A 19,363-nucleotide genomic window follows, 5' to 3' on the forward strand; every position below is an offset into this window, starting at 1 on the left:
ACCCTCCTTCCTCTACTGTGCTAGTTTTTTACTTACTTTGTTATATATTTCCTCGCGACTCAATGAGTCCAGTAAATATGTACCTGCCAACACATTTACATATTTACCCATATTTCGCACAACATCTCTATTTACTGTTTTTCCATTCTTTTCGGCGTCAAATAACGCAGAAACTGTCGCCACTCCAACATCTGGATTATTAAATATGTTTCTTCCACATATACTTTCAATATAATCTTGATCTTTACACAAAAACTTCGTTAATTCATAAGGATCTAGTCTATTCAGATCATAAGTAAATCTCCCAATCCACCATAATCTTGCTATTCCATTTCTAAATAAAGATCTTTGTACTGAATATCCAAATAAATACCTATTCTCTAAGTCAGATACAGAATTTGCAGTCCACCTATATCGCATATAGTCTATAAATTCCGAAAAAGTATAAGCCAACCATATTCTTTCATCTGAAGCCTGTGAATCTGATAAAAACTTCATATGATTATACACTCTTTGTATGTTTTCCACATCAGTCAGACTTTCCTTACCTTTTGGCTGACTCATATCAAGTGTAAATTCATCAATCTCATATGGTGTATTTTTTATCATATCCTCTCTGGAAAACATTTTATTTATACTTATTCCGCCTGGAGCAACAACTTCTTTGAAAACTCCTGGGAGGTTACTTTTTAAGGTATTTAAGTCATCTTCTATCATATATTTAATTTTCATATGTTCCACCTCCCATTGAACAAAACTTTATAGCTTTTTCTATTGGACCATCTAAAAGCTGTTGCGCCACTTTAAAAGTATCCATCTGCCTTAGTCCATCTGTGTCTAAAGTAACGTCCATTCCTTCACAAGCCTTTTTTAGCGCACGGAACCATCTATAATATTCCATTTCATACAAATTACTTGTCGCTCTTAACTCTGAAAATACATAAACTAATGCTGGAACAATAATCATCGAATGCATTACTGGTTGAATATCAATATAACTTTGCACATTATAGTACTGTTGATATGTTTTTTCAGGTAATGAAATAATTATTTTTTGCTGACCCAAATCAACTAATACATTACTCTCTGTTGGATCTGTATTTGGTACTATTGAGAAAATTGATGTAGTATTGGCTAAATCATCTCTGATTTTATTTATTCTCAAGTTATATTGATGTCCTATTGCAAGGATACATCCTTTTTCTATGTTGAATTTCCAACCTCTATAATCTGCTGAAAAAGACTCATTCGTATATTTTTCAATATTTTTTTCAGCAACTACAAAAGAACATACCTGTACAATTCCATTAACATCAGTATCATTCAATAATACATTTACTTCTTTATCTTTTGTCTTTATAACTTTTCTATAACAAGTTTGTGGGCATTCAATATGATGAGCATATATCACAGATCCATCGTCTATCATCTGGTTCAGCAACTGGTCTTCCAATTGCGCTTTTAATGTCAATTTAACATTGTAACCTTCCATAGCCTGCTCTACAAATGATGAAAAAGAACTACTTTCATAATAATCTCCATCTTCAACAATAACTGGGTATGGATAATATTTATTTCGAAGTTGCATGCATCATCACCTCCATTGAGCAATAATCAAAGTAATCCAACTCTAGACTAATCCTAATTGGTTGTCCCTTAGAAAAGGTTAATCCAGATATGACATTTTTACTAAACTGTGCTGTTCCTCCGATAACATTTGCATTCTTTATCGGAGCCTCATATCTTTGTGTTTCTGCTGATAAGTACAATTCTAATTCTCCATTAGTACCATCTTGGTTTGGAACAACCATCAGCATATACTTTCCTGCGTCTTTATCTATTCCCATACATACAAATTTTTCAATTCCTACATTTATCTTTGTAAGCATCGGCGTATCTCCACCAAATTCGACATGTGCCTCCTGTCCAGGTTTATGTTCAGGATTTTCAGTTTTTCCGCCATCATGGAACCATTCAGTATCATTACCACCCTTTTCCTTATGCCCCAATTCTTCATTTTCGCTATCTGATTCTGACGAACCTGGAGCTTGCTTGGAAACACTTTTTTTCTTTATTTGTTTTATCTCAACATCTAGAATTTTCTCACTTACTACTTCTTCAGTTGCTTGGTTTTCTGTGTTCGTTATTTCATCCGGAATAAAATTACCAACACCTACTGCATCTATTGATTCACCTGCACCTGAGCTAATTAATTCTTCAATCTTTGATTTAATATAGTCATTCAATGCTTTAAGTAATTGTCGCTCTTGAATAGGATTTTTTGATCTTTCTGGTTCCCATTTTGTATGCTCGGGATTCTCGATCAAACGCAGTCTTTCATTAATTTTTTGCCCCTCAATAAACATAACCCCTGTAAATGGAACATGTCCTGGCAAACGGTCTTTATCCATAATTTTCATACCAGTTTGACGAATCATTGATATTCTATTTGGAGAATCTTGATTTCCCAATAAAAGCCCTAAACGTAGTTCACCCAAATTCAAAAAATCTTCCGCATACCATACTGTTTCATTTGAAATAAGCACTTCATAATATTTATCTGTATAGCTTGTAAGATCATCATGATACGCTTCCATGATATTACCTAATTCTGATTTACATATATAAATTTCTCCAACTTTTACTTCTAATTTTTCATTCCAAATTGCTCCTAAAAATCCATCCAGAATTGAAACAATGATATCCTTTTGCCAATTCTCTCCACCATATTTATATCCTGCAATGTAAATATCTGTCCCATATTGTCCATTTTTTCTCGAAAAACTTTGTTCAAACTTAAGTTCCTCATATACCGGGGTATTTCTATCATTTCCATAGTACCCCGTTCCTTGAGTATTCTGCCCATCTTCTCTTGTAAATGTTACTAATCTCGAAACTCCTTGCATAGCCTTCTCATCATTAATATCATATGTACTATAAAATACTGTTGAAAATGCTGAGCATGCGAAAGGAGCAAACTTTCCAATACCATATGATCCGCCTGCAGTGCCTTTTTTATCTGATGCACCTGATGATTTTGTCAAGTTTGTCCAATCTGTATTGATTTCTTCTCTTGATCCAGTCAATCCAGTTGTATTAAAATCACTTATTCTTAAAATGTTACAACTATCACCACTAATCATGTTAATAGCGATAGTAAAAAACTCTTTCGTTGCCAAAGCTTTCTGTCCACCCCAGAAATTAAGACATCTCTTGAACGTATCCAACAAATAGTCTCTTCCAGGAATCTGAGAAGATGGAATACTAAACATACTGAATTCAACAACTGTTTTCTTATCTGTTGCAGCGTCAAGAGAGTTTTGACAAATCTCTCTAGCCAATGACTTCAAAGGAGTTCCCCTAAACATAGCAACTCCAGAATCGTTTATTCCTTTATTTTCTCCATAATCGTTCGACGGAAATCTCCATTCTGCCATTTTTATCCTCCTGATCTACACCAGATTCAAATCTGAAAGTAAAATCTGTCTATCTACAGAAAATATTTCTCTTATCATTTGATGTGTTAATGGTTTTTCGTTTTGTTTTTCTACCAGCTTAATCATATTAGAAACGCTCATACCTGATCCATGTATTCCTGACTCCTCAGCAATGGATTGTATTTGTCTATCAATTTGGTTTCCAAAACCACCAGATATATATGTAAAAAATCCTATTGGTTGCTGGTATTCGCTATAATTTGATATGTTATTCAGGTAATTGTGAACCATTCTATTATGGTGATCCCCTGAAATAGAATATCTACTATATGCCTTATTATCAATTATAGCCTGATATCCTGCATCATCAGATAACAGTAAAACATCGGGAGCAGATTTACTTCCTGTCTGTCCTAAATGCTTTGCCTTAAATCCAAATACCTCACTAAATAGTTCCGTAGTTGCTTCTTCAAATTGAATAGCTTCTTCAGTTCCTTTAAATGCCATTTCAAAGTACTCTGTCATAAATCCACTAATTGCGCCATTTGGATATGCCTCTATCAATGTATTTTCTACTAATCTTCCATCAGTTCCAGTAACACTAATAACATAATCTATGACATCTGAGGTAATTGCTCTTACCGGCTTGTGTATTGAATATGTAATAAACGCCTGACGAATTTTTTGGATATCAATCATACGAGAGGTAATTGTTCTAGTATTTGCTAAATTTCTTGTATCTTTCTGATGCCATGGATCAAGACCATATTTACGCTGAAAATATTCTTGCTCCTCAGGTCTATCAATAAATGCTGTCCTATTTTCAAGGATATACTTTACTTCTTCCCTTTTTTCGTCAAGTAGTTTTACTATTCCACCTTCTTCTCGATAAACTAACTGTGTAAAATCAAGCCAGTTTACCAATGTATTTGCGGTGTCTGTAAGATGACTAAAAGGATGATCTGGATTAACCTTCCCTGAACTAGGTGCATACTTCTCAAAATAATCGTCATCCAAAATTCCATCCGCAAAATCTCTATACATTTGAAGTCTCTTCACAATGTGTTCATAGCATTGTTCTGTTTCGTTCTCCGCTTCAACTATAATGATTTTACCAATCTCATCATTCGTTAAATATTGAACTCTTTCATCTGAAAGAAGTCTTAGCAAAAATCTAAATGGACGAATCTTGAATCGTTCATTAACACGAGTTTTCGAAGATTGTGGTGAAATAGAAAATGGTGAAGGAAATTGATATTTTAATACCTGATTTTTTAGCACTTCAACAGGAGAGCGACCTTGCATTATAGCCTCTCCTGCCAGTGTTAAATACGATTTATTAGTACTTTCTTGTGTAAATACAAGACCCAAGGAAGCAAGCCATGCATAATATGTTCTTCCCCCACTTCCTCTAGCATCTCTTCTTTCACCAATTCTTTTTAACCCTGCTTCTTCCAATCCATCTTCAAACATTCTATGCAAGCTTATACTACCCTGCCATTGAACATCTAACGAAACGGTTGAAAAAACTGCTAATATTTCAGGTATTGAATTTAATTTTCTTTTAGGTCTAGTTACCCACCAATAGTTTATCATTACTTCACCTTCTTAATCTCTTTCTGATGCTTCAACCGAAGGATATTCCTCATTTGCGAATGTTTTTAATATCGCTTCAAATATCACGCGAGCTCCCTTCGGTGGAACTGCCATTCCTATTTGTTTTCTTACAGCTTCCTTGTTTCCTTCAAAAACATAATCATCTGGAAATGTCTGCAATCTAGCTCGTTCTCTATTAGTTAGTGCTCTTGGTTCAGTATAATGATAAATATGAGTCCCTCCACCACCAGATCCAGTAACGGTGTATGCTGGTTTATTTGAATCAAGACGTTTATATATCTGACTTAACTTTGCACCACCAACTTTTAGTTGTAACTCTTCTGGAAGATTTGCTGTCCAAGCATTCTCTCCTTCTTTAATATGCTTAAGGCGCTCTACTACATGTGCTGATTGCTTTGTCTGCTCATTGTTTTGCGCATTTTCAGGAATAGGTGGTACTTCAAGTGCTGTCTTACATGTAACATTAATTCCCTTATATGGTTCTGTGCTTGGTATTTTAAACTCATACGGAAGATCATGTCTTATTCCAACTATAATCATTCTATGACGAGCCTGTGGCACCCCATACTCTTCAAATTTATATAAATTTGGATATATTATATATCCTGCAGCTTTCATATCCTCTTGGATTTTCAAGAAAGCTTTTCCTTCATTGGCGCTCTTTAATCCACCAACATTTTCTGCCAAAAACCACTTAGGTTGATATTTTTTTAACACCTTAATTCCATATGTGTAAAGAGGACCAAATTCACCTTCAAATCCTTTTTGTTCTCCTACAATGGAAAAATCGTTACAAGGAAATCCAAAGGCAAGTGCATCTATGTCACCTAATGCGTCTATATCTAATTTCCTGACGTCTCCACAAATTACGCTTTCAGGTTTATCCGGACAAATATTTCTTATATATGTGTCACATGTGCTTTTATCGTAATCATTCGCCCATTCATGAACAATTTTATATTTGGGATTGCTAATATGGGCTGTTGTTGCTCCCAAGGCTAAACCTCCAGGTCCACAAAATAATTCTCCCAATCTAAACACCGTTGTATTGTTGTCCATTTCAATTCTCCATTCAATTTTTATTATTCTTTCCCATGTTCAAATGCTCTTTTATTTGAGAGAAAATTTCTTTTCCTCGGTGTCAGCAATATCATACTTAGCTTTTGCTGCTTTTAACTCTTCTTCAATCGCAGCAAATATTTTTCTGACATCTTCCTTGTTATATTCATAAATTCTGGTATTGGCACAATTACCAAGCAAACGTATCATTCCAATTATTTTGTTTGTTCTTGCTTCCGCTAATCTTATGAATTTATCACGTTTTGTCTCTTTTTTCATATGCTATGCTCCTTTAAGAGAAATACATTATTTCAAAAATAAGCATAGCATAGATGTCATTATTTTTCAAATATTTATTTTATTTTTAAATTAGAAATAGAACATTGTAATTTTTTGACATATCTATGTACTTAGATTTCATTATTTTACATATACACAAAAAAGAATCAAAACGAAATAATGTCCATTATCTCAATCTTGATTCTAATTTTATACTATTTTCTGTCCCAATAAACGGACTCGCAACAATATAATTCTATTGTTCTATTGTTAATTCTATTTAATCACCCTTATATTCGGTCTATTGGGTAACTTCCTTTCCAACCAAGGCAGTGTCGCATTAATCCACACGCATAATTCCAACACAATGAAGAATGCAAGGATCACTGTCTTAACAATTATCTAACCACATTATTTCCAATCATGTCTGCAGGTGCCCAGGCTAATGCTGTGAATATAATCACTCCTGCTACACAAGGAGCAACTGTTATGATAGGTAGAAAACTCAGTACCATATATGCGATTACAAACAATCCACATAATGCAAATGTCGTCCACCAGCCAGCATCAGGAAACAGCTTCTGATGAAGTGGAATACTCCACACAAATGCAGCACCTCACCTTCTCCTACATCATAACTGTTATTTGCACAATTCTTTTTTGATAAAGTTTCCATGCTTTCGTTCTAGTATTCCACACTTTAAAATGTACATATGGATGCTCTTGCTCATACAGATATAACCACTTCTCCATCAGCCCTCTGTATCTGGTTGTTTTTCCACCCAAGTACTTGCTTAACTCTATACACAGTTCCTCAATAGTACCCTCGTACTCACATGTTGCAATGCTATCATCCGTTGGATATGTCTTAATGACTCTGAATCTTGTTGTCCTCTTCGCTTGTACATCCATTACCGTTTACCTCTCTTGTAATTTTTCCGCTGGTTCAATTTACACCATACATATCGTGATTAACCTCCGCAGTATAGTAATGACTGATTGTATTTGGTGCGTTATACAGGGCTGTTATCAAATATGCCTTAATATTTGACACCTTGGTTGTGTTGTTTTTCATACATCCCATAACATATTGTAGATGACTTGAATTGAGTTTTAAGAATTTGCTTTTAACCAAGCTATAGGGATAATCCTCTCCTGCAATTCGAATTGTCATTCTTGGAACGCATACAACATCACAGATTAATTCATAAAGTTCATCATACATATCTCGCTCAAGCCACTTTCTGTCGCTCATCATAACATCGTATTCAATGTTCTCACGAATCAGCTCCATATATGTAGCTGTCTCATCTATCTGATCTACTTGTGCAGGCTTCATATTTTCCACTTTTTCCTCAGATTGAATGATAGGATTGTTATCACTAAAAAAGTTATTATTAAAATCAGTATTATTCGGGTCTAAAATCTGTACCGCTCCCTGTCCAATTTCTGTACTCGTACCGGTCTGACTATTTGACTCGTCCATGTTCTGTACCGATCTATTTTTTAGACTAGTCTCCTTTTTAGACTGGTCTGATTTAGCCTGTACAGTTTTCTTACCGGTACAATTATTAGACCGGTCTACTGCTTCACTTTTATCCTCAGATACGAAATTCTTAACGTATATGATATTTGCCAATCCATTTTTCTGTTCTATATCTATTAAGTCAATCCCTTGAAGTTCTTTAAGAAGCCCAACTGCAGTCATCTTACTGCAGTTGAGATCTTCCATAATACTTTTGACAGCATACTTGATAAACACGCGATTATCTTCATCAAACCATCCGCTTCTCGCTGATAAAGACATACGGTCAAGCATAAGTCCGTATAATAACTTGGCGTTATTTGAAATATCCTTAAATCTAAGGTCAGTGATTAAAGCCTTAGGAAGGCGATAGAATGTGAACTGTTCAAATTCTTTTCCATAATAATATTCCAGTTCTAATCGCTCCATCAGCCTTCTCCTTTCTGCTTCCATTCATCTAATAATCTTACAATAAGTTCTTCGAATTCTTCACTGCTCATATTGGGTTCAAAATAGTCATCTAACTTCTTTTGGTTAAATACCACTTTTCTTACCTTTGGTTTATCATGTGTCAGAATATCTCTCATATAATCCTCATTCAGATATCCCTTTTTCCCTGCCTCCTTTATACGTGTGCTATCTTCCCACGATAAAGAAACTCCTAAATCAATAATTATTTTATATACAACTTCCTGCTTTTCTTTCTCCAAGAAAGATAAATCTACTCCTTGGCGAATTCCAAGCTTCTTAGCATCCAAGAGTTTCAAAAGATTTTCATCCAAATCAGCAACGCAGATCAATCTCTGAATTGTCTTCATACTATCTCCTGCCTGCTCACTAATCTCTTTTAATGAATTTCCACCAGCTGCTCCCTGATGCTTCATGGCATCATACTTCATGCGATATGCTTTTGCCTTTTCACTGATTAGAATATCTTCTCTTTGGATATTGGCATCCACCATAATCACAGTTGCTTCATCATTATCACAATCTCTAATAATAACAGGCATTGTATCTTTTCCAGCAATCTTAGATGCATGATGTCTACGATGACCAGAAATCAGTTCATATCCACCCTCTGCACGAGGACGAGCAATCGCAGGAACAAGAACTCCATACTCCTTTATGCTATCCACCATTTCTTCCATAGACTCATCATCAACTACTCGAAACGGATGATTTTCAAAAGTATGCAACTCCTCTAATGGTACGTCTACAATCTGACCCTCTAACTTTAGGTCCACTGGACTAGAAGTTGCTTCATCTGCACCAAACATATCATCATACGAAGTCAGCTTGATTTTTTCTCCAAGATTTCTTTTACTCATAATCAGCCACCTCCTGCGTAATTGTTCCATATGCTAGTGCGACTTTTCCTTTTACATCATGTGTATAGATACTAATACCCTCTGTGGAAGCTTCTGCTGCTTTCACTGACATTGGTATTGCTTGTTCGAAGATATGTAATTTATCTCCATATTGCTGATATAATACCTCTGTTATTTCATTTGCATTTACCGTTCGATAATCTACCATGGTGATCAAAACACCCATAATATGTAGATTTGGATTCATCTTTCTCTTTGCACGGCTAATTGTTATTAACAACTGTTCTAATCCCTTAAGTGGCAAATACGCTGCCTGTACAGGAATAATAACTTCATCAGCTGCTATTTATATTTACCACCTGGATAACGTAGGGGAGATGGATTCATAATACGTATCCTCCTTTTTTTAATTTATTTTTAAATTTAATATACCAAAACACTTATTCTTTTTTTATTTATTACACTTTCCATTAAACTCTATTATGAATTATTCATGGTCCATGGCACTTTTTCCACTTTTTATCCATGAATCTAATTCCGACTTTTTAAATTTCCATAATTTACCGACTCTATGTGCTGGAATATTAGTTTCTTTCTTTATCCAGTTACGAACTGTATCTTTATTTACTCCCATATAGTCCGCTACTTCTTCAATTCCAATCCATCTATCTTCATATTTATTTGTAGTCATTTTTACACCTCATTAAACAAATATAATTTCGTTATATATTATAACATTTTTTTATGATTTTTCAATTGTTTTGATGGTTTTCATATGACTTCATATGAATTGATCATTATATACTGTTCCGTTAATTTCCATACCCCATAACCTCCCTCGCTATCATCTTCGCTGTTGCTAAATTATACCCTTTCTTCAAATATCCTTTTAAAATCCGTCCGTACAAATCCTTAATTCATCATCTTGTAAATCACAATATTTTTGTAATCCTCCATCTAATGCCATCTGCACATATTCCAATGGAATTTCTCTAATAATTCGATTAACTTTGCCTTTGAACGTGGAGTCATCCGAAGATGAAACTCCACTTCCTCACAGACGGTCTCATGCATACTTTATTTGCTTTAGAAGATATGTATGGATTAAAGATTACTAAGGTAGATGGGAAAACCTGTCTTCAATTTTATCCATCCATTACACCTGACCATTCAACACTTGGAAATAATATTGAATTATGGCAAATACAAGCTGCAAAGCTAGAGCAAGGTGAAATTACAAAAGAAGCATATGATACTTGGAGATATAATTATCCTGCTAGCACTTACGTAACTGAAAAATTAAAAGGGTTTGGTCTTTCTAAAATCCAAAAAATGGACAAATAAAAAATGCACAAAAAAACTTACCGACTTTCATTTTTGAAAATCAGAAGTTTTTTTATGCTTATAGATAAAATTTATTCTTTGAGTTAGAGCCAAACGTTGCCATTTTGTTGCCACATACTAAACAAATTTGTTTGTAACACGCTTAAATACTACGTTTATTTTCTCTATTTTTTATTCAAACTCGATATTTAGGAATATATTTTAATACATATAAGGCGTTTTTTCATCTATATATTCTCCAAAATATCCTCAGATTTTAATATAATATAAGTTTTCTAAAATTTTTGCAAGCATATTACAAGCACTACTACCGTTCAGTTATGTTATGTTTAGGAATTTTCTTGCCACTATATTAACCCCAAAATATCTATTCTATTGTTCTTAATTCCTCAATTGTACTTTTCTTTTTGAGAACCTATAAGTCATAGGTATCATACAAATAAACAATATTCCTACATAAAGGATAATATCGTCAAAATGAAACAGAAAATAGTATGTTATAATTTTATTTATGCTTTATAAATATAATAGCTAATAGATCCACCTATAATAGTCTGTGAATGTAAATTTTTCAATGTGTTGCCACCCCGCATTTCTCATTGTACTCTAATAATAAATTTGTTTTTATTATACTACCCTTTCACTTACAAATCCTATTCTGAATCGTTCATTAACCTTTTTAAAAGTATTTCTCGATTTTCAATAAAAAGTTTAGTTATATTATAACTTTCTGTTTCTTCATATGGTATTTGATTTATGTCGTCATTATCAAAAGAATAAATAGCTGCATCATCAATCCCTAATAAAATTGGAGAATGGGTTGCTATAATAAATTGCGAATTATTATTAACTAATTTATTTATCATTACAAGTAATGATAATTGTCTTTGTGGAGAAAGTGCCGCTTCTGGTTCGTCTAGTAAATATAATCCATTTCCTCTAAATCTATTATTTATTAATGTTAGAAAACTTTCTCCATGAGACTGTTCATGTAATGACCTTCCTCCATATCCTTCAAAATCAATGCCTATGTCATCCACATAACTAGCCATATTATAAAAACTTTCTGCTCTAAGAAAAAAACCATCTTTTGAACGAATGCCTTTTGAAAGAGTTAACAATTCTGATAAAGATGAATGTGTAGGTTTTGTACTAAAATTATAATTAATACTACCACCTTCCGGATTAAAACCATATTTTACTGCAATAGCTTCAAGTAATGTTGATTTCCCCGAGCCATTTTCACCTACAAAAAAAGTAATTCTTTTTTTAAAATCTAAGGTTTCTAAATTATTTATACTAAGTATCTCATTATAATACTCTTTACACTCTTGCTGATTCCAATTTATTCTTAAATTCTTTATATACATTACTTCTCCTGTCTCAAATTAAAATTTTATCTAAATTCAAAATATTGTCTGCTATTTCATCATATAAATCTGTATGGTCAATCATAATTATAATTTTATCTTCCTTCCAAAATTGAAGAGTGTCATTTAATATATTTGAAGATATTTAATCCATATTTGAAGATATTTCATCAAGAAGAATTATTTTATAGTTACCATACAATGCTCTTGCAAATGATATTAATTTTATCTGCCCACTAGATAATGACTCTCCATCTTCACTTATTTCTGTAAGTGCTTCAAAAGATGACGTCCTATACAGAACGGCATTTCTATGCTAATCTAATAACATCATTTTTTGAGGCACTTTTTATGCCTTGTTTTTAATCGACACTGATCTGGCAGTTCTTTCGACCATGGAAGATATCTGTCCAGGACTTCCGGCTGCTGAAGGTGGTCATTGTTTGGCATCACCTCAAGGAGATACTTCAAATATTCATATACATCCAATTCATTGGATTTGGCTGTTTCGACAATGGTATATAAAATTGCATTAGCTTTTGCACCTTTCGGTGTATCTGCAAACAACCAGGCACGTCTTGCCGTGGCAAATGGTTTGATGTTTGCCTCACAGAGATTATTAGAGAGCGGAATTCTTCCATCCTCCATAAAAGTCTCCAGATACATTCTCTGGTTTGCAGCATAAGCCAGTGCTTCTGTCAATTTCTCATTGGTCGTTTGCATGGCAGAAGTCTGTTCAATCCACGACCAAAATGTATCAAGGATAGGCCGCGATGCCTCCTGACGCTTCTGTTTCTTTTCTTCAAAAGATAAATTCTCTATTTCTTTCTCAACTTTGAACAGCAGGTTGATATATTCCCGACCTTCTGCACCTTTAGAACCCGGAATCTCTTTTCCGTTATTGTCTAAAGGGATACTTTCTATAAAATAACGGTGGCAGTGAGCCCAGCACATACATCTTGTATAATCACCTGCTTTATTATACCCGGAGTATGCAGCTGTAATCAGATACCCGCTATAATTACCAAACAGACTTTTGGCCACCTCCGTACTTCTGGAGGTGGAGTAGTAAAAGTATGCCACCTGGATGAATTCACTTGCCGCACTTCTCATTACCCACATAAAAGAATTGCTGCTGGCTTTCCGGTCTTTTTCCTTGTTTCACTGAATTCGTGTCTCATCCATATGAAGCACTTCGCAGGTGATGAACTGTTCATGGATCTTTTGATAGATTGGAACCAGCCATTCTTCACTGCAACGGATAATCCAGAAGGCCATGTCTGCTCTTGTAAGGACCAGTCCCATGCGGAACCAGTCCTTCTCCTGACGGTTAAAAGGAAGACCCATCACAAATTTTTGATACATGACCTGTGCAACAAGCGATGGCGTTGAGATGGAATGAGGAAGAACCGGTGCAGGTATTTCAGCCTTAACAAATACAGGAGATTTATTCTCACTGTCTTTTTTTTCACATTTTTCACATTTTGCTACCTGACGCACAATCTGCTTCAATTTAAGCTTTTCAAGTGTAGAAGATACTGGTATCTAGGCAAATATATTTTATTCTTCTTCATGTTGCACATTCTGAATTTTACGATACCAGTAATAATAAGCATGTCTGGAAACATCGTTTTTCTTACACCAATCATCTACCTTCAAACAACTGAGCTTTCTAGCTTCAAATCTGTTTTTCCTTAATGAAATATTTTCTTTTGTACTCATGATAATTTTCTTCCTAATATACTTTAAGGTAGAATATCATTTTTTGTTACTATATAAAATGGCGTCATGTTTTGAAGCGGTTACATGTTATCACATAACAAACCTCTATTTTGGTTAATTATTGTATTTAAGTCCTACATAAATTTTGCAAAAAAGGCTGGCATAGCTTCTGCTGATACTGGCTGTGCATCATTATTTGCACAAATTCTCGTATAATAATTATTATCATACATTACTGCACCATTATCATTTACTATTTTAATAATAATTACTGTTTTTCCAAAATAGTCTACTAGACGAATTTTGCTTCCTATCTGTCTTCGATAATGCTCTGTTAATGGTTGTTTTTCCAACACTGATTTAATCATGGAGAAGTACTTATCTGTGTTTCCTTTATAATACGCGTCAATTTCCCCCTCCAAACCACTTACAAAGAAATTACCAACTTTAACACTTTTCGTATCATATTGAGTACTTATTTTCATTTCATCATTCTCATTATCGGCAACACCGAGAATAACATAACCAACAGCACCCTTTTCAGAATTCCCCATAGCAGTTAATGTTTTAAATATTTTATTTATTAAGCCTTCATTCAATTCTCCAGTTTTTAAGTCATGAATACCTTGTTTAAAATCATATTGACTGTTTTCTGTTTTTGATTGCCTTAATAGCGTTTCTAATTCTGTTGTATATGAATAATACATAGGATCAGTTTCAGTTCTTTCTTTCGTATATCCTTTTAATACTGCCGCTGTCGCCGTGATCAGTTCATTTTTTTCTTTTCCTGACCAAGCACCACCACCACCAGAAATATTTATTGTTCTTGAACTTATCTTATCTAATTGATTATAAATAGTATCATAATCAATAATTACTCTTTCTTCAACAATAAGCAATCTATATAAAGCTAAGAAAAGCACCTGAAAATACCTTGGTCCTTTATATACTCTTTTATTTACGATATGCTCTATAAGCGTATCTTTTCTATTGTGAAATATTTTTTTTATTTCATCATAAATGTATATAAATTGTTGTTGTATCTTTTCTGGTGGATTACTTGCCAATGCCTGTTCAATTCTCCTATCAGATGGACTAATATCTTCAGAATTGAATCCATAATAACTATCCAATGTACTTAAACGTGATGGTGGAATAGGAGAAATGATCATTCCTGCTATTAGATCAGCTATTACTTCTTCGTCCATTGATTGTCTTAAATCTTCTTTTTTAATTATGTTTTCTTTAACCCAAAAAACATCAGCCGGTTCAATTCCCTTTCCGTTTATATCTTTTCCTATACTGATTTCACTAATTTTTGGCAAAAGAAGTATATCCTCATGAGACACATCTCCTCTTATTATTGTCGCCATTCGTCTTACTAATTGAGCAAATTCTCCTGTTGCTCCAGCTTGCCTAATTTCCTGTCTTGACAAATGTTGTCCATTAGAATTAATTCTTCTAAATACTTCATCTATTGTTTTCGAATCGTTTTCTTCATATATTGAAAATGGCAGCTCATAACTTACAAGTTTTACACATATATCTCTATCCATTATTGGGGTACGTTGTACTAAAATATCTGATTCTGCTAAACTTTTTGTTAATGCAGTCGTTTGCAAATCAAAATATTCTCCTTCTTCATTAGAAAAAGCATTTTCAATATATGAAAATAGTGCATTTAATCTTTGCATACCATCTATAATCTCATATTTTTGAATTTCTTTGTATGTTGCTTTTGAAAATAAAAAAAGTGGAATAGGATATCCTTTTACTAATGAATCAATAAAAGCTTTTTTTTCTTCCTGTCCCCACACTAACTTACGTTGATATCTACGATTGACTAAGAACGTATCACCTCTATACTCTTCATAAGCTCTCTCAACTACTTTACCACTTATTACTGGTTGTTTTTTCATCCTATACCTCCATAACATGATTCCTTCATTGTTAGACATTGTTCTACATTGAAAACAGTTAATTATTCTAATTTAATTATAACAATTCCATAATCAAAAGGCAATCTGAACCTTTCCATTTTTAGTTCAGTCTCAAAACTTAAAATTTTTTGGAATATATTGTATCATTAAATGGACAAATAAATAATATAACATTGACACAAAAACATTCCATATGGCAAAATAAGGTAAGACTAAAATAAGAGGATGTAAAAATGAAGGACAGAGTAAAAATTAATTTACCGAAATTCAAGTACCTTAGGTCAAATTTATCTAAGGCTGTTTCAGATGTTATGGATACAGATAAAGGAATAACCTTTGGTACTTATACAAATTTAAGTATAAGAAGTCAATTGGAAACTATTTATAATAATCAGTTTACACAGATGGATAAATCTATTTCCTTATTAAAAACTGATATAAAAGTAATGCGGCAAATTCAGGGAATGTTTGAAAAGGTAGATAGATTAGGGGCTTTACATATCCGTCTTAAGGTGAAGAAGAATGGATAAGGAAAAAACATCTCAACGAAGGAAATATGAGGCAGCGGAAGAAGAAGTTTACGATTTTTTTAGGAGGAATGAAAGAATCCAGGAAAATATGTGGAAGAGCTTTCGTGGTAATAAAGCCCAAATGTGTTTTAAAGATATGGACGAACGAATTAGTGATTACAAATACAAAATTTCAACCAATTTTGAAGATAAATATGATGAATTAGCTGAATATAAAGCAACACAAGAAGAAGATGATTCTGGCAAGGAGGAAGAAGATCAAAACTGATAAGTATTACAAAAGAAGGGAGTATAGTGTTTGAAAGTATTTATAGGGGAAATGAAGGCAATGATAGAAGAAATGAACTCGATTCTTACTAGTAAAGAGGCAGAGTCTTATAATCTATTAAGCGAAATAAATAAACTTATAGGTGAGGATGACTTACAGGGTAAAGCATTTTCAGCAATGAAAAGATATTTTGAAGAATTTCACAGACCAATAATGAAAGGTCTGATTATGGCATATGACGAAATAAAGACAGCAAATAATAACTTGCTTAATGATTTACATACACAAATTAGTACAGATGATAATTACCAGATTGATACGGATGAATTGAGTGAAGATATAAGAGAGTGTAATGCAAATATAAACGGGCTAGAACAAATTATGAACGGATTAAAAGACGACATGAAAAATGCTGCTAAAAATACTGCAGATCTTATTCAAGGACAGAGAAATCAGCTTGCTCAGTTACAAAATGAAATTCAGAAAATAAGAACTTTTGAAGACACCCACACCAGTCATTATACACAGGCAGAATTATATTTACAAAATGTAGCGACAGGATTAGATAAAGCAAGTAATAGGAAATTTGATTCTAAAACTAAAATAGTGAAATATGACACTTTAGATATGAATTGGTCTAAAGCATTAAATAATGGATGGAAGTTAAAAGAAAGTAAAAAATCGGATATTGATTATACTAAAATGAATGGTAACTTCTGGAATCGGACAGATGATTATTTCTGTAAGGGATGGTGGTATGATGAAGCTAAACTTGATGAAGCAGCAGTTATCATAGCAAAAGAGATTTTAGAAACCGGGGAACTTGATATTACAAAACTTGTTCAACAATGTGGATATGATGAAAAAAACAAACGATTGGTAGTCATTAAAGAATTGGCGAAACGCAGAAAACTTTTCAGTGAAGAACAGTTAGTACAAGCAACCTTTAAGGACAAAAAGAATGTAATACAAGCTATAAAAGATGCGTTTGAACAGGCAATGGCAGGGAAATTATCTGAAAAGGTTACGCCACTTGGAACTTTTTTAGAGGTTTTGATAGGCTTTAGCGGAGTTGATATTTTTGCAGACCTACGAGACTTATCAGCTGATGTTATAAAATTTGATCCCAACGATCCTGATATTCCGGGAATTTTATTGGATTCCGTTGGTCTTATACCTATATTCGGAGTTGCAAAGAATTTAGATGGAGTAGGGGAAGTAGTCCAACAAGGAATAAAACATAGTGATGAAGCTTCCAACGTTGCTAAAAGAGTGGATGATGTTTTAAAAAACGCTGATAAATCAGACAATATTGTTAAAAATATTGATTATGATTTAATAAAGAAATATATTCGAGATATTGAAACTAGAACAGGAATTAAGCTATCAGATAATCAAATAGATGAATTAAAAAATGCATTAAAAAATAAAGAATATAAAAAATTGACTACTAATGAAATAGCCAGACATAGAATTGAATTTAATAAAGTTAAAAACTCATTAATTTCAGAATGGGAAGCAAAAACAGGTCAAAAATGGCCAACATATACAGAAGACGTTATTTCAGCAAAAACAGGTAAAGTAGTTAGAAAAGCGGGAAGTAAATATGATGCACATCATATAATTGAAAATTCATATGGTGGTGAAAATAAATGGTGGAATATACATCCTGCAAAATTTCCAAATGAACATCAAGCAGGTATTCATGCATCAGAATCACCCGCGGGCAAATTATTTAATTAAATTAGGAGTGATAATAGTGAATAAAGAATTTATTATAATGGATGAAGATAATTTTTATGAAGTAAATGAAAATGAAATCAATGATGTTGAAAATGAATTGAATATCCAATTTCCAAAAGAATTAAGAAGCTTTTATTTAAAATGTGGTTATGGTTTTTTAGGAAATTCGGAATCGAATATTAATCGTATTATGGATCCTTTATCGGTAAGAGATTTTAGATTAAGACAAAACGATTTTGAATTTTATCCGGATATTGAACTTTATGATCAATTTGAAAATGGAAAATTAATATTTTTTGAAGCAAATGAAACAGCTTTAATTTCAATAGAGCTTACTGATTCCGAGAAAAGCAAGATATACTATTATGATACTCCAATAGCCGAATCATTATCTGACTTTCTAGAAAAACTAAGAGATAATGAAGAATATTATTTAGATTTAATCTAATACCCCCTCCTGCAAGAAATTAAAACATATAGTTTCAAATAGATTCTATAACTTTTTACTATTGTCTTAATCACTAATATCAGCTATAATGTAAATGTTGATAGTAATATCTTCCGTGTGAAGACACGTTAAAGTTGTACTGGATATGGAACAGGATAAACTTCCATAACACATGCGTAATGCATGAGCTGTCGTAGATGGGCAGTGAGCCCCAAAGCAGGGAGTAATGCTTGACCCATATGGCGGGTATAAAAATGTTCATAACGCATGCGTTTGCATGAGCTGTCGTAGATGGGCAGTGAGCCTGACAACCAGGATAAAACACTTGATAAAATACAAATAGTATCCTATCAAATTTAGGATACTATTTTTTTAACTTCACTCAACTATCGTACATAAAAAACTCTCTTGCCATCATTTCTGCGGTTGACTTATTATACCCCTTTACCAGATAACTTTTCACAATATCATTAAACATGCTATCTTTCAGATCATCTTCTAAATCACAGTAACTTTGCATCTCTCCAGATAATATAAGAGTAACATATTCCAACGGATTATTATCTAACATTTTCTAAATCTTTGCTTTTGAATGTTCAGTCATTTTCAGCCGCGCTTCAATATCATCACAATAAATCATCAGACAATTTCCATTGTTAAAGGTTACCTCTACATAGCCATTATCCATGTTATACTCACACATTAAAATATTATTCTCCTCCATAATAATTCTCCTTGTATGATATCTTTATA

21 protein-coding genes and 3 pseudogenes are annotated in these 19,363 nt (G+C 33.2%); 5 read left to right on the forward strand and 19 right to left on the reverse strand.

Annotation, left to right across the window (positions count from 1 at the left end):
- Positions 1–12: 12 nt before the first annotated feature.
- The 13 genes and pseudogenes from DWV06_RS10675 to DWV06_RS18910 form a co-directional block, all read right to left on the reverse strand.
- Positions 13–732 carry a DUF6339 family protein gene (locus DWV06_RS10675; protein ID WP_115482177.1) on the reverse strand — a complete coding sequence of 240 codons (720 nt, stop codon included), beginning with the start codon at positions 730–732 and terminating at the stop codon, positions 13–15.
- Complete coding sequence (locus DWV06_RS10680) at positions 722–1,588, reverse strand: hypothetical protein (RefSeq protein WP_115482178.1); 867 nt, start codon at positions 1,586–1,588, stop codon at positions 722–724. The genes DWV06_RS10675 and DWV06_RS10680 overlap by 11 nt, the downstream gene beginning before the upstream one ends.
- Positions 1,572–3,437: a hypothetical protein gene (locus tag DWV06_RS10685; RefSeq protein ID WP_115482179.1), complete on the reverse strand. Its 1,866-nt coding sequence runs from the start codon at positions 3,435–3,437 to the stop codon at positions 1,572–1,574. The genes DWV06_RS10680 and DWV06_RS10685 overlap by 17 nt, the downstream gene beginning before the upstream one ends.
- A gap of 15 nt (positions 3,438–3,452) precedes the next feature.
- A complete protein-coding gene (locus DWV06_RS10690) occupies positions 3,453–5,033 on the reverse strand; it encodes an AlwI family type II restriction endonuclease (RefSeq protein WP_115482180.1) in 1,581 nt (526 codons plus the stop codon).
- A gap of 12 nt (positions 5,034–5,045) precedes the next feature.
- A complete protein-coding gene (locus DWV06_RS10695; protein ID WP_115482181.1) occupies positions 5,046–6,113 on the reverse strand; it encodes a DNA cytosine methyltransferase in 1,068 nt (355 codons plus the stop codon).
- Between the two features lie 51 nt (positions 6,114–6,164).
- Entirely contained in the window at positions 6,165–6,392 is a 228-nt protein-coding gene (locus DWV06_RS10700) for a hypothetical protein (protein ID WP_115482182.1), read from the reverse strand.
- Positions 6,393–6,790: 398 nt separating this feature from the next.
- Complete coding sequence (locus tag DWV06_RS10705) at positions 6,791–6,997, reverse strand: hypothetical protein (protein ID WP_115482183.1); 207 nt, start codon at positions 6,995–6,997, stop codon at positions 6,791–6,793.
- Positions 6,998–7,019: 22 nt separating this feature from the next.
- Positions 7,020–7,304 carry a hypothetical protein gene (locus tag DWV06_RS10710; RefSeq protein ID WP_115482184.1) on the reverse strand — a complete coding sequence of 95 codons (285 nt, stop codon included), beginning with the start codon at positions 7,302–7,304 and terminating at the stop codon, positions 7,020–7,022.
- Positions 7,305–7,338: 34 nt separating this feature from the next.
- Positions 7,339–8,346 carry a DUF6017 domain-containing protein gene (locus DWV06_RS10715; protein ID WP_331463316.1) on the reverse strand — a complete coding sequence of 336 codons (1,008 nt, stop codon included), beginning with the start codon at positions 8,344–8,346 and terminating at the stop codon, positions 7,339–7,341.
- Positions 8,346–9,245 (reverse strand): ParB/RepB/Spo0J family partition protein, encoded by a 900-nt coding sequence (locus tag DWV06_RS10720; RefSeq protein ID WP_115482185.1) that lies wholly within the window; start codon positions 9,243–9,245, stop codon positions 8,346–8,348. The genes DWV06_RS10715 and DWV06_RS10720 overlap by 1 nt, the downstream gene beginning before the upstream one ends.
- On the reverse strand, positions 9,238–9,591 hold the full coding sequence (locus tag DWV06_RS10725) for a ParA family protein (protein WP_115482186.1): 354 nt from the start codon (positions 9,589–9,591) through the stop codon (positions 9,238–9,240). The genes DWV06_RS10720 and DWV06_RS10725 overlap by 8 nt, the downstream gene beginning before the upstream one ends.
- 141 nt (positions 9,592–9,732) lie before the next feature.
- Positions 9,733–9,936 carry a helix-turn-helix domain-containing protein gene (locus tag DWV06_RS10730; RefSeq protein ID WP_115482187.1) on the reverse strand — a complete coding sequence of 68 codons (204 nt, stop codon included), beginning with the start codon at positions 9,934–9,936 and terminating at the stop codon, positions 9,733–9,735.
- Between the two features lie 198 nt (positions 9,937–10,134).
- Positions 10,135–10,251, reverse strand: a pseudogene (locus DWV06_RS18910) (DUF6061 family protein); the annotation flags it as partial.
- A gap of 32 nt (positions 10,252–10,283) precedes the next feature.
- Here DWV06_RS18910 and DWV06_RS10735 point away from each other — a divergent pair.
- Positions 10,284–10,589: a hypothetical protein gene (locus DWV06_RS10735; RefSeq protein ID WP_115482188.1), complete on the forward strand. Its 306-nt coding sequence runs from the start codon at positions 10,284–10,286 to the stop codon at positions 10,587–10,589.
- Positions 10,590–11,242: 653 nt separating this feature from the next.
- Here DWV06_RS10735 and DWV06_RS10740 read toward each other — a convergent pair.
- The 5 genes and pseudogenes from DWV06_RS10740 to DWV06_RS10760 form a co-directional block, all read right to left on the reverse strand.
- Positions 11,243–11,959, reverse strand: a complete 717-nt coding sequence (locus DWV06_RS10740; RefSeq protein WP_115482189.1) for an AAA family ATPase — start codon at positions 11,957–11,959, stop codon at positions 11,243–11,245.
- Positions 11,960–12,104: 145 nt separating this feature from the next.
- A complete protein-coding gene (locus tag DWV06_RS19100; RefSeq protein ID WP_115482200.1) occupies positions 12,105–12,260 on the reverse strand; it encodes an ATP-binding cassette domain-containing protein in 156 nt (51 codons plus the stop codon).
- A 29-nt stretch (positions 12,261–12,289) separates the two neighbouring features.
- Positions 12,290–13,459: pseudogene (gene tnpC / locus DWV06_RS10750) on the reverse strand (IS66 family transposase).
- A 60-nt stretch (positions 13,460–13,519) separates the two neighbouring features.
- Positions 13,520–13,681, reverse strand: a complete 162-nt coding sequence (tnpA, locus tag DWV06_RS18380) for an IS66 family insertion sequence element accessory protein TnpA (RefSeq protein ID WP_155522629.1) — start codon at positions 13,679–13,681, stop codon at positions 13,520–13,522.
- Between the two features lie 134 nt (positions 13,682–13,815).
- Positions 13,816–15,600 (reverse strand): GmrSD restriction endonuclease domain-containing protein, encoded by a 1,785-nt coding sequence (locus tag DWV06_RS10760; protein WP_162300618.1) that lies wholly within the window; start codon positions 15,598–15,600, stop codon positions 13,816–13,818.
- A 254-nt stretch (positions 15,601–15,854) separates the two neighbouring features.
- On the opposite strand from DWV06_RS10760, the gene DWV06_RS10765 reads away from it, so the two are divergent.
- From DWV06_RS10765 to DWV06_RS10780, 4 genes are read left to right on the forward strand one after another with little or no spacing between them, the layout of a single operon-like run.
- Positions 15,855–16,151 carry a hypothetical protein gene (locus DWV06_RS10765; protein WP_115482193.1) on the forward strand — a complete coding sequence of 99 codons (297 nt, stop codon included), beginning with the start codon at positions 15,855–15,857 and terminating at the stop codon, positions 16,149–16,151.
- The gene (locus DWV06_RS10770; protein WP_115482194.1) at positions 16,144–16,419 is read left to right on the forward strand and encodes a DUF3958 family protein; all 276 of its coding nucleotides are present in this window, start codon (positions 16,144–16,146) and stop codon (positions 16,417–16,419) included. The genes DWV06_RS10765 and DWV06_RS10770 overlap by 8 nt, the downstream gene beginning before the upstream one ends.
- 30 nt (positions 16,420–16,449) lie before the next feature.
- Positions 16,450–18,162, forward strand: coding sequence for a T7SS effector LXG polymorphic toxin (locus DWV06_RS10775; RefSeq protein WP_115482195.1), 1,713 nt, complete (start codon positions 16,450–16,452; stop codon positions 18,160–18,162).
- 16 nt (positions 18,163–18,178) lie between these two features.
- Positions 18,179–18,610: an SMI1/KNR4 family protein gene (locus DWV06_RS10780; RefSeq protein WP_115482196.1), complete on the forward strand. Its 432-nt coding sequence runs from the start codon at positions 18,179–18,181 to the stop codon at positions 18,608–18,610.
- A gap of 382 nt (positions 18,611–18,992) precedes the next feature.
- Here DWV06_RS10780 and DWV06_RS10785 read toward each other — a convergent pair.
- Positions 18,993–19,334 (reverse strand): annotated as a pseudogene (locus DWV06_RS10785) (DUF6061 family protein).
- Positions 19,335–19,363: the final 29 nt, after the last annotated feature.

This window comes from Anaerosacchariphilus polymeriproducens (assembly GCF_003363435.1).
Classification (GTDB): Bacteria; Bacillota; Clostridia; order Lachnospirales; family Lachnospiraceae; genus Anaerosacchariphilus; species Anaerosacchariphilus polymeriproducens.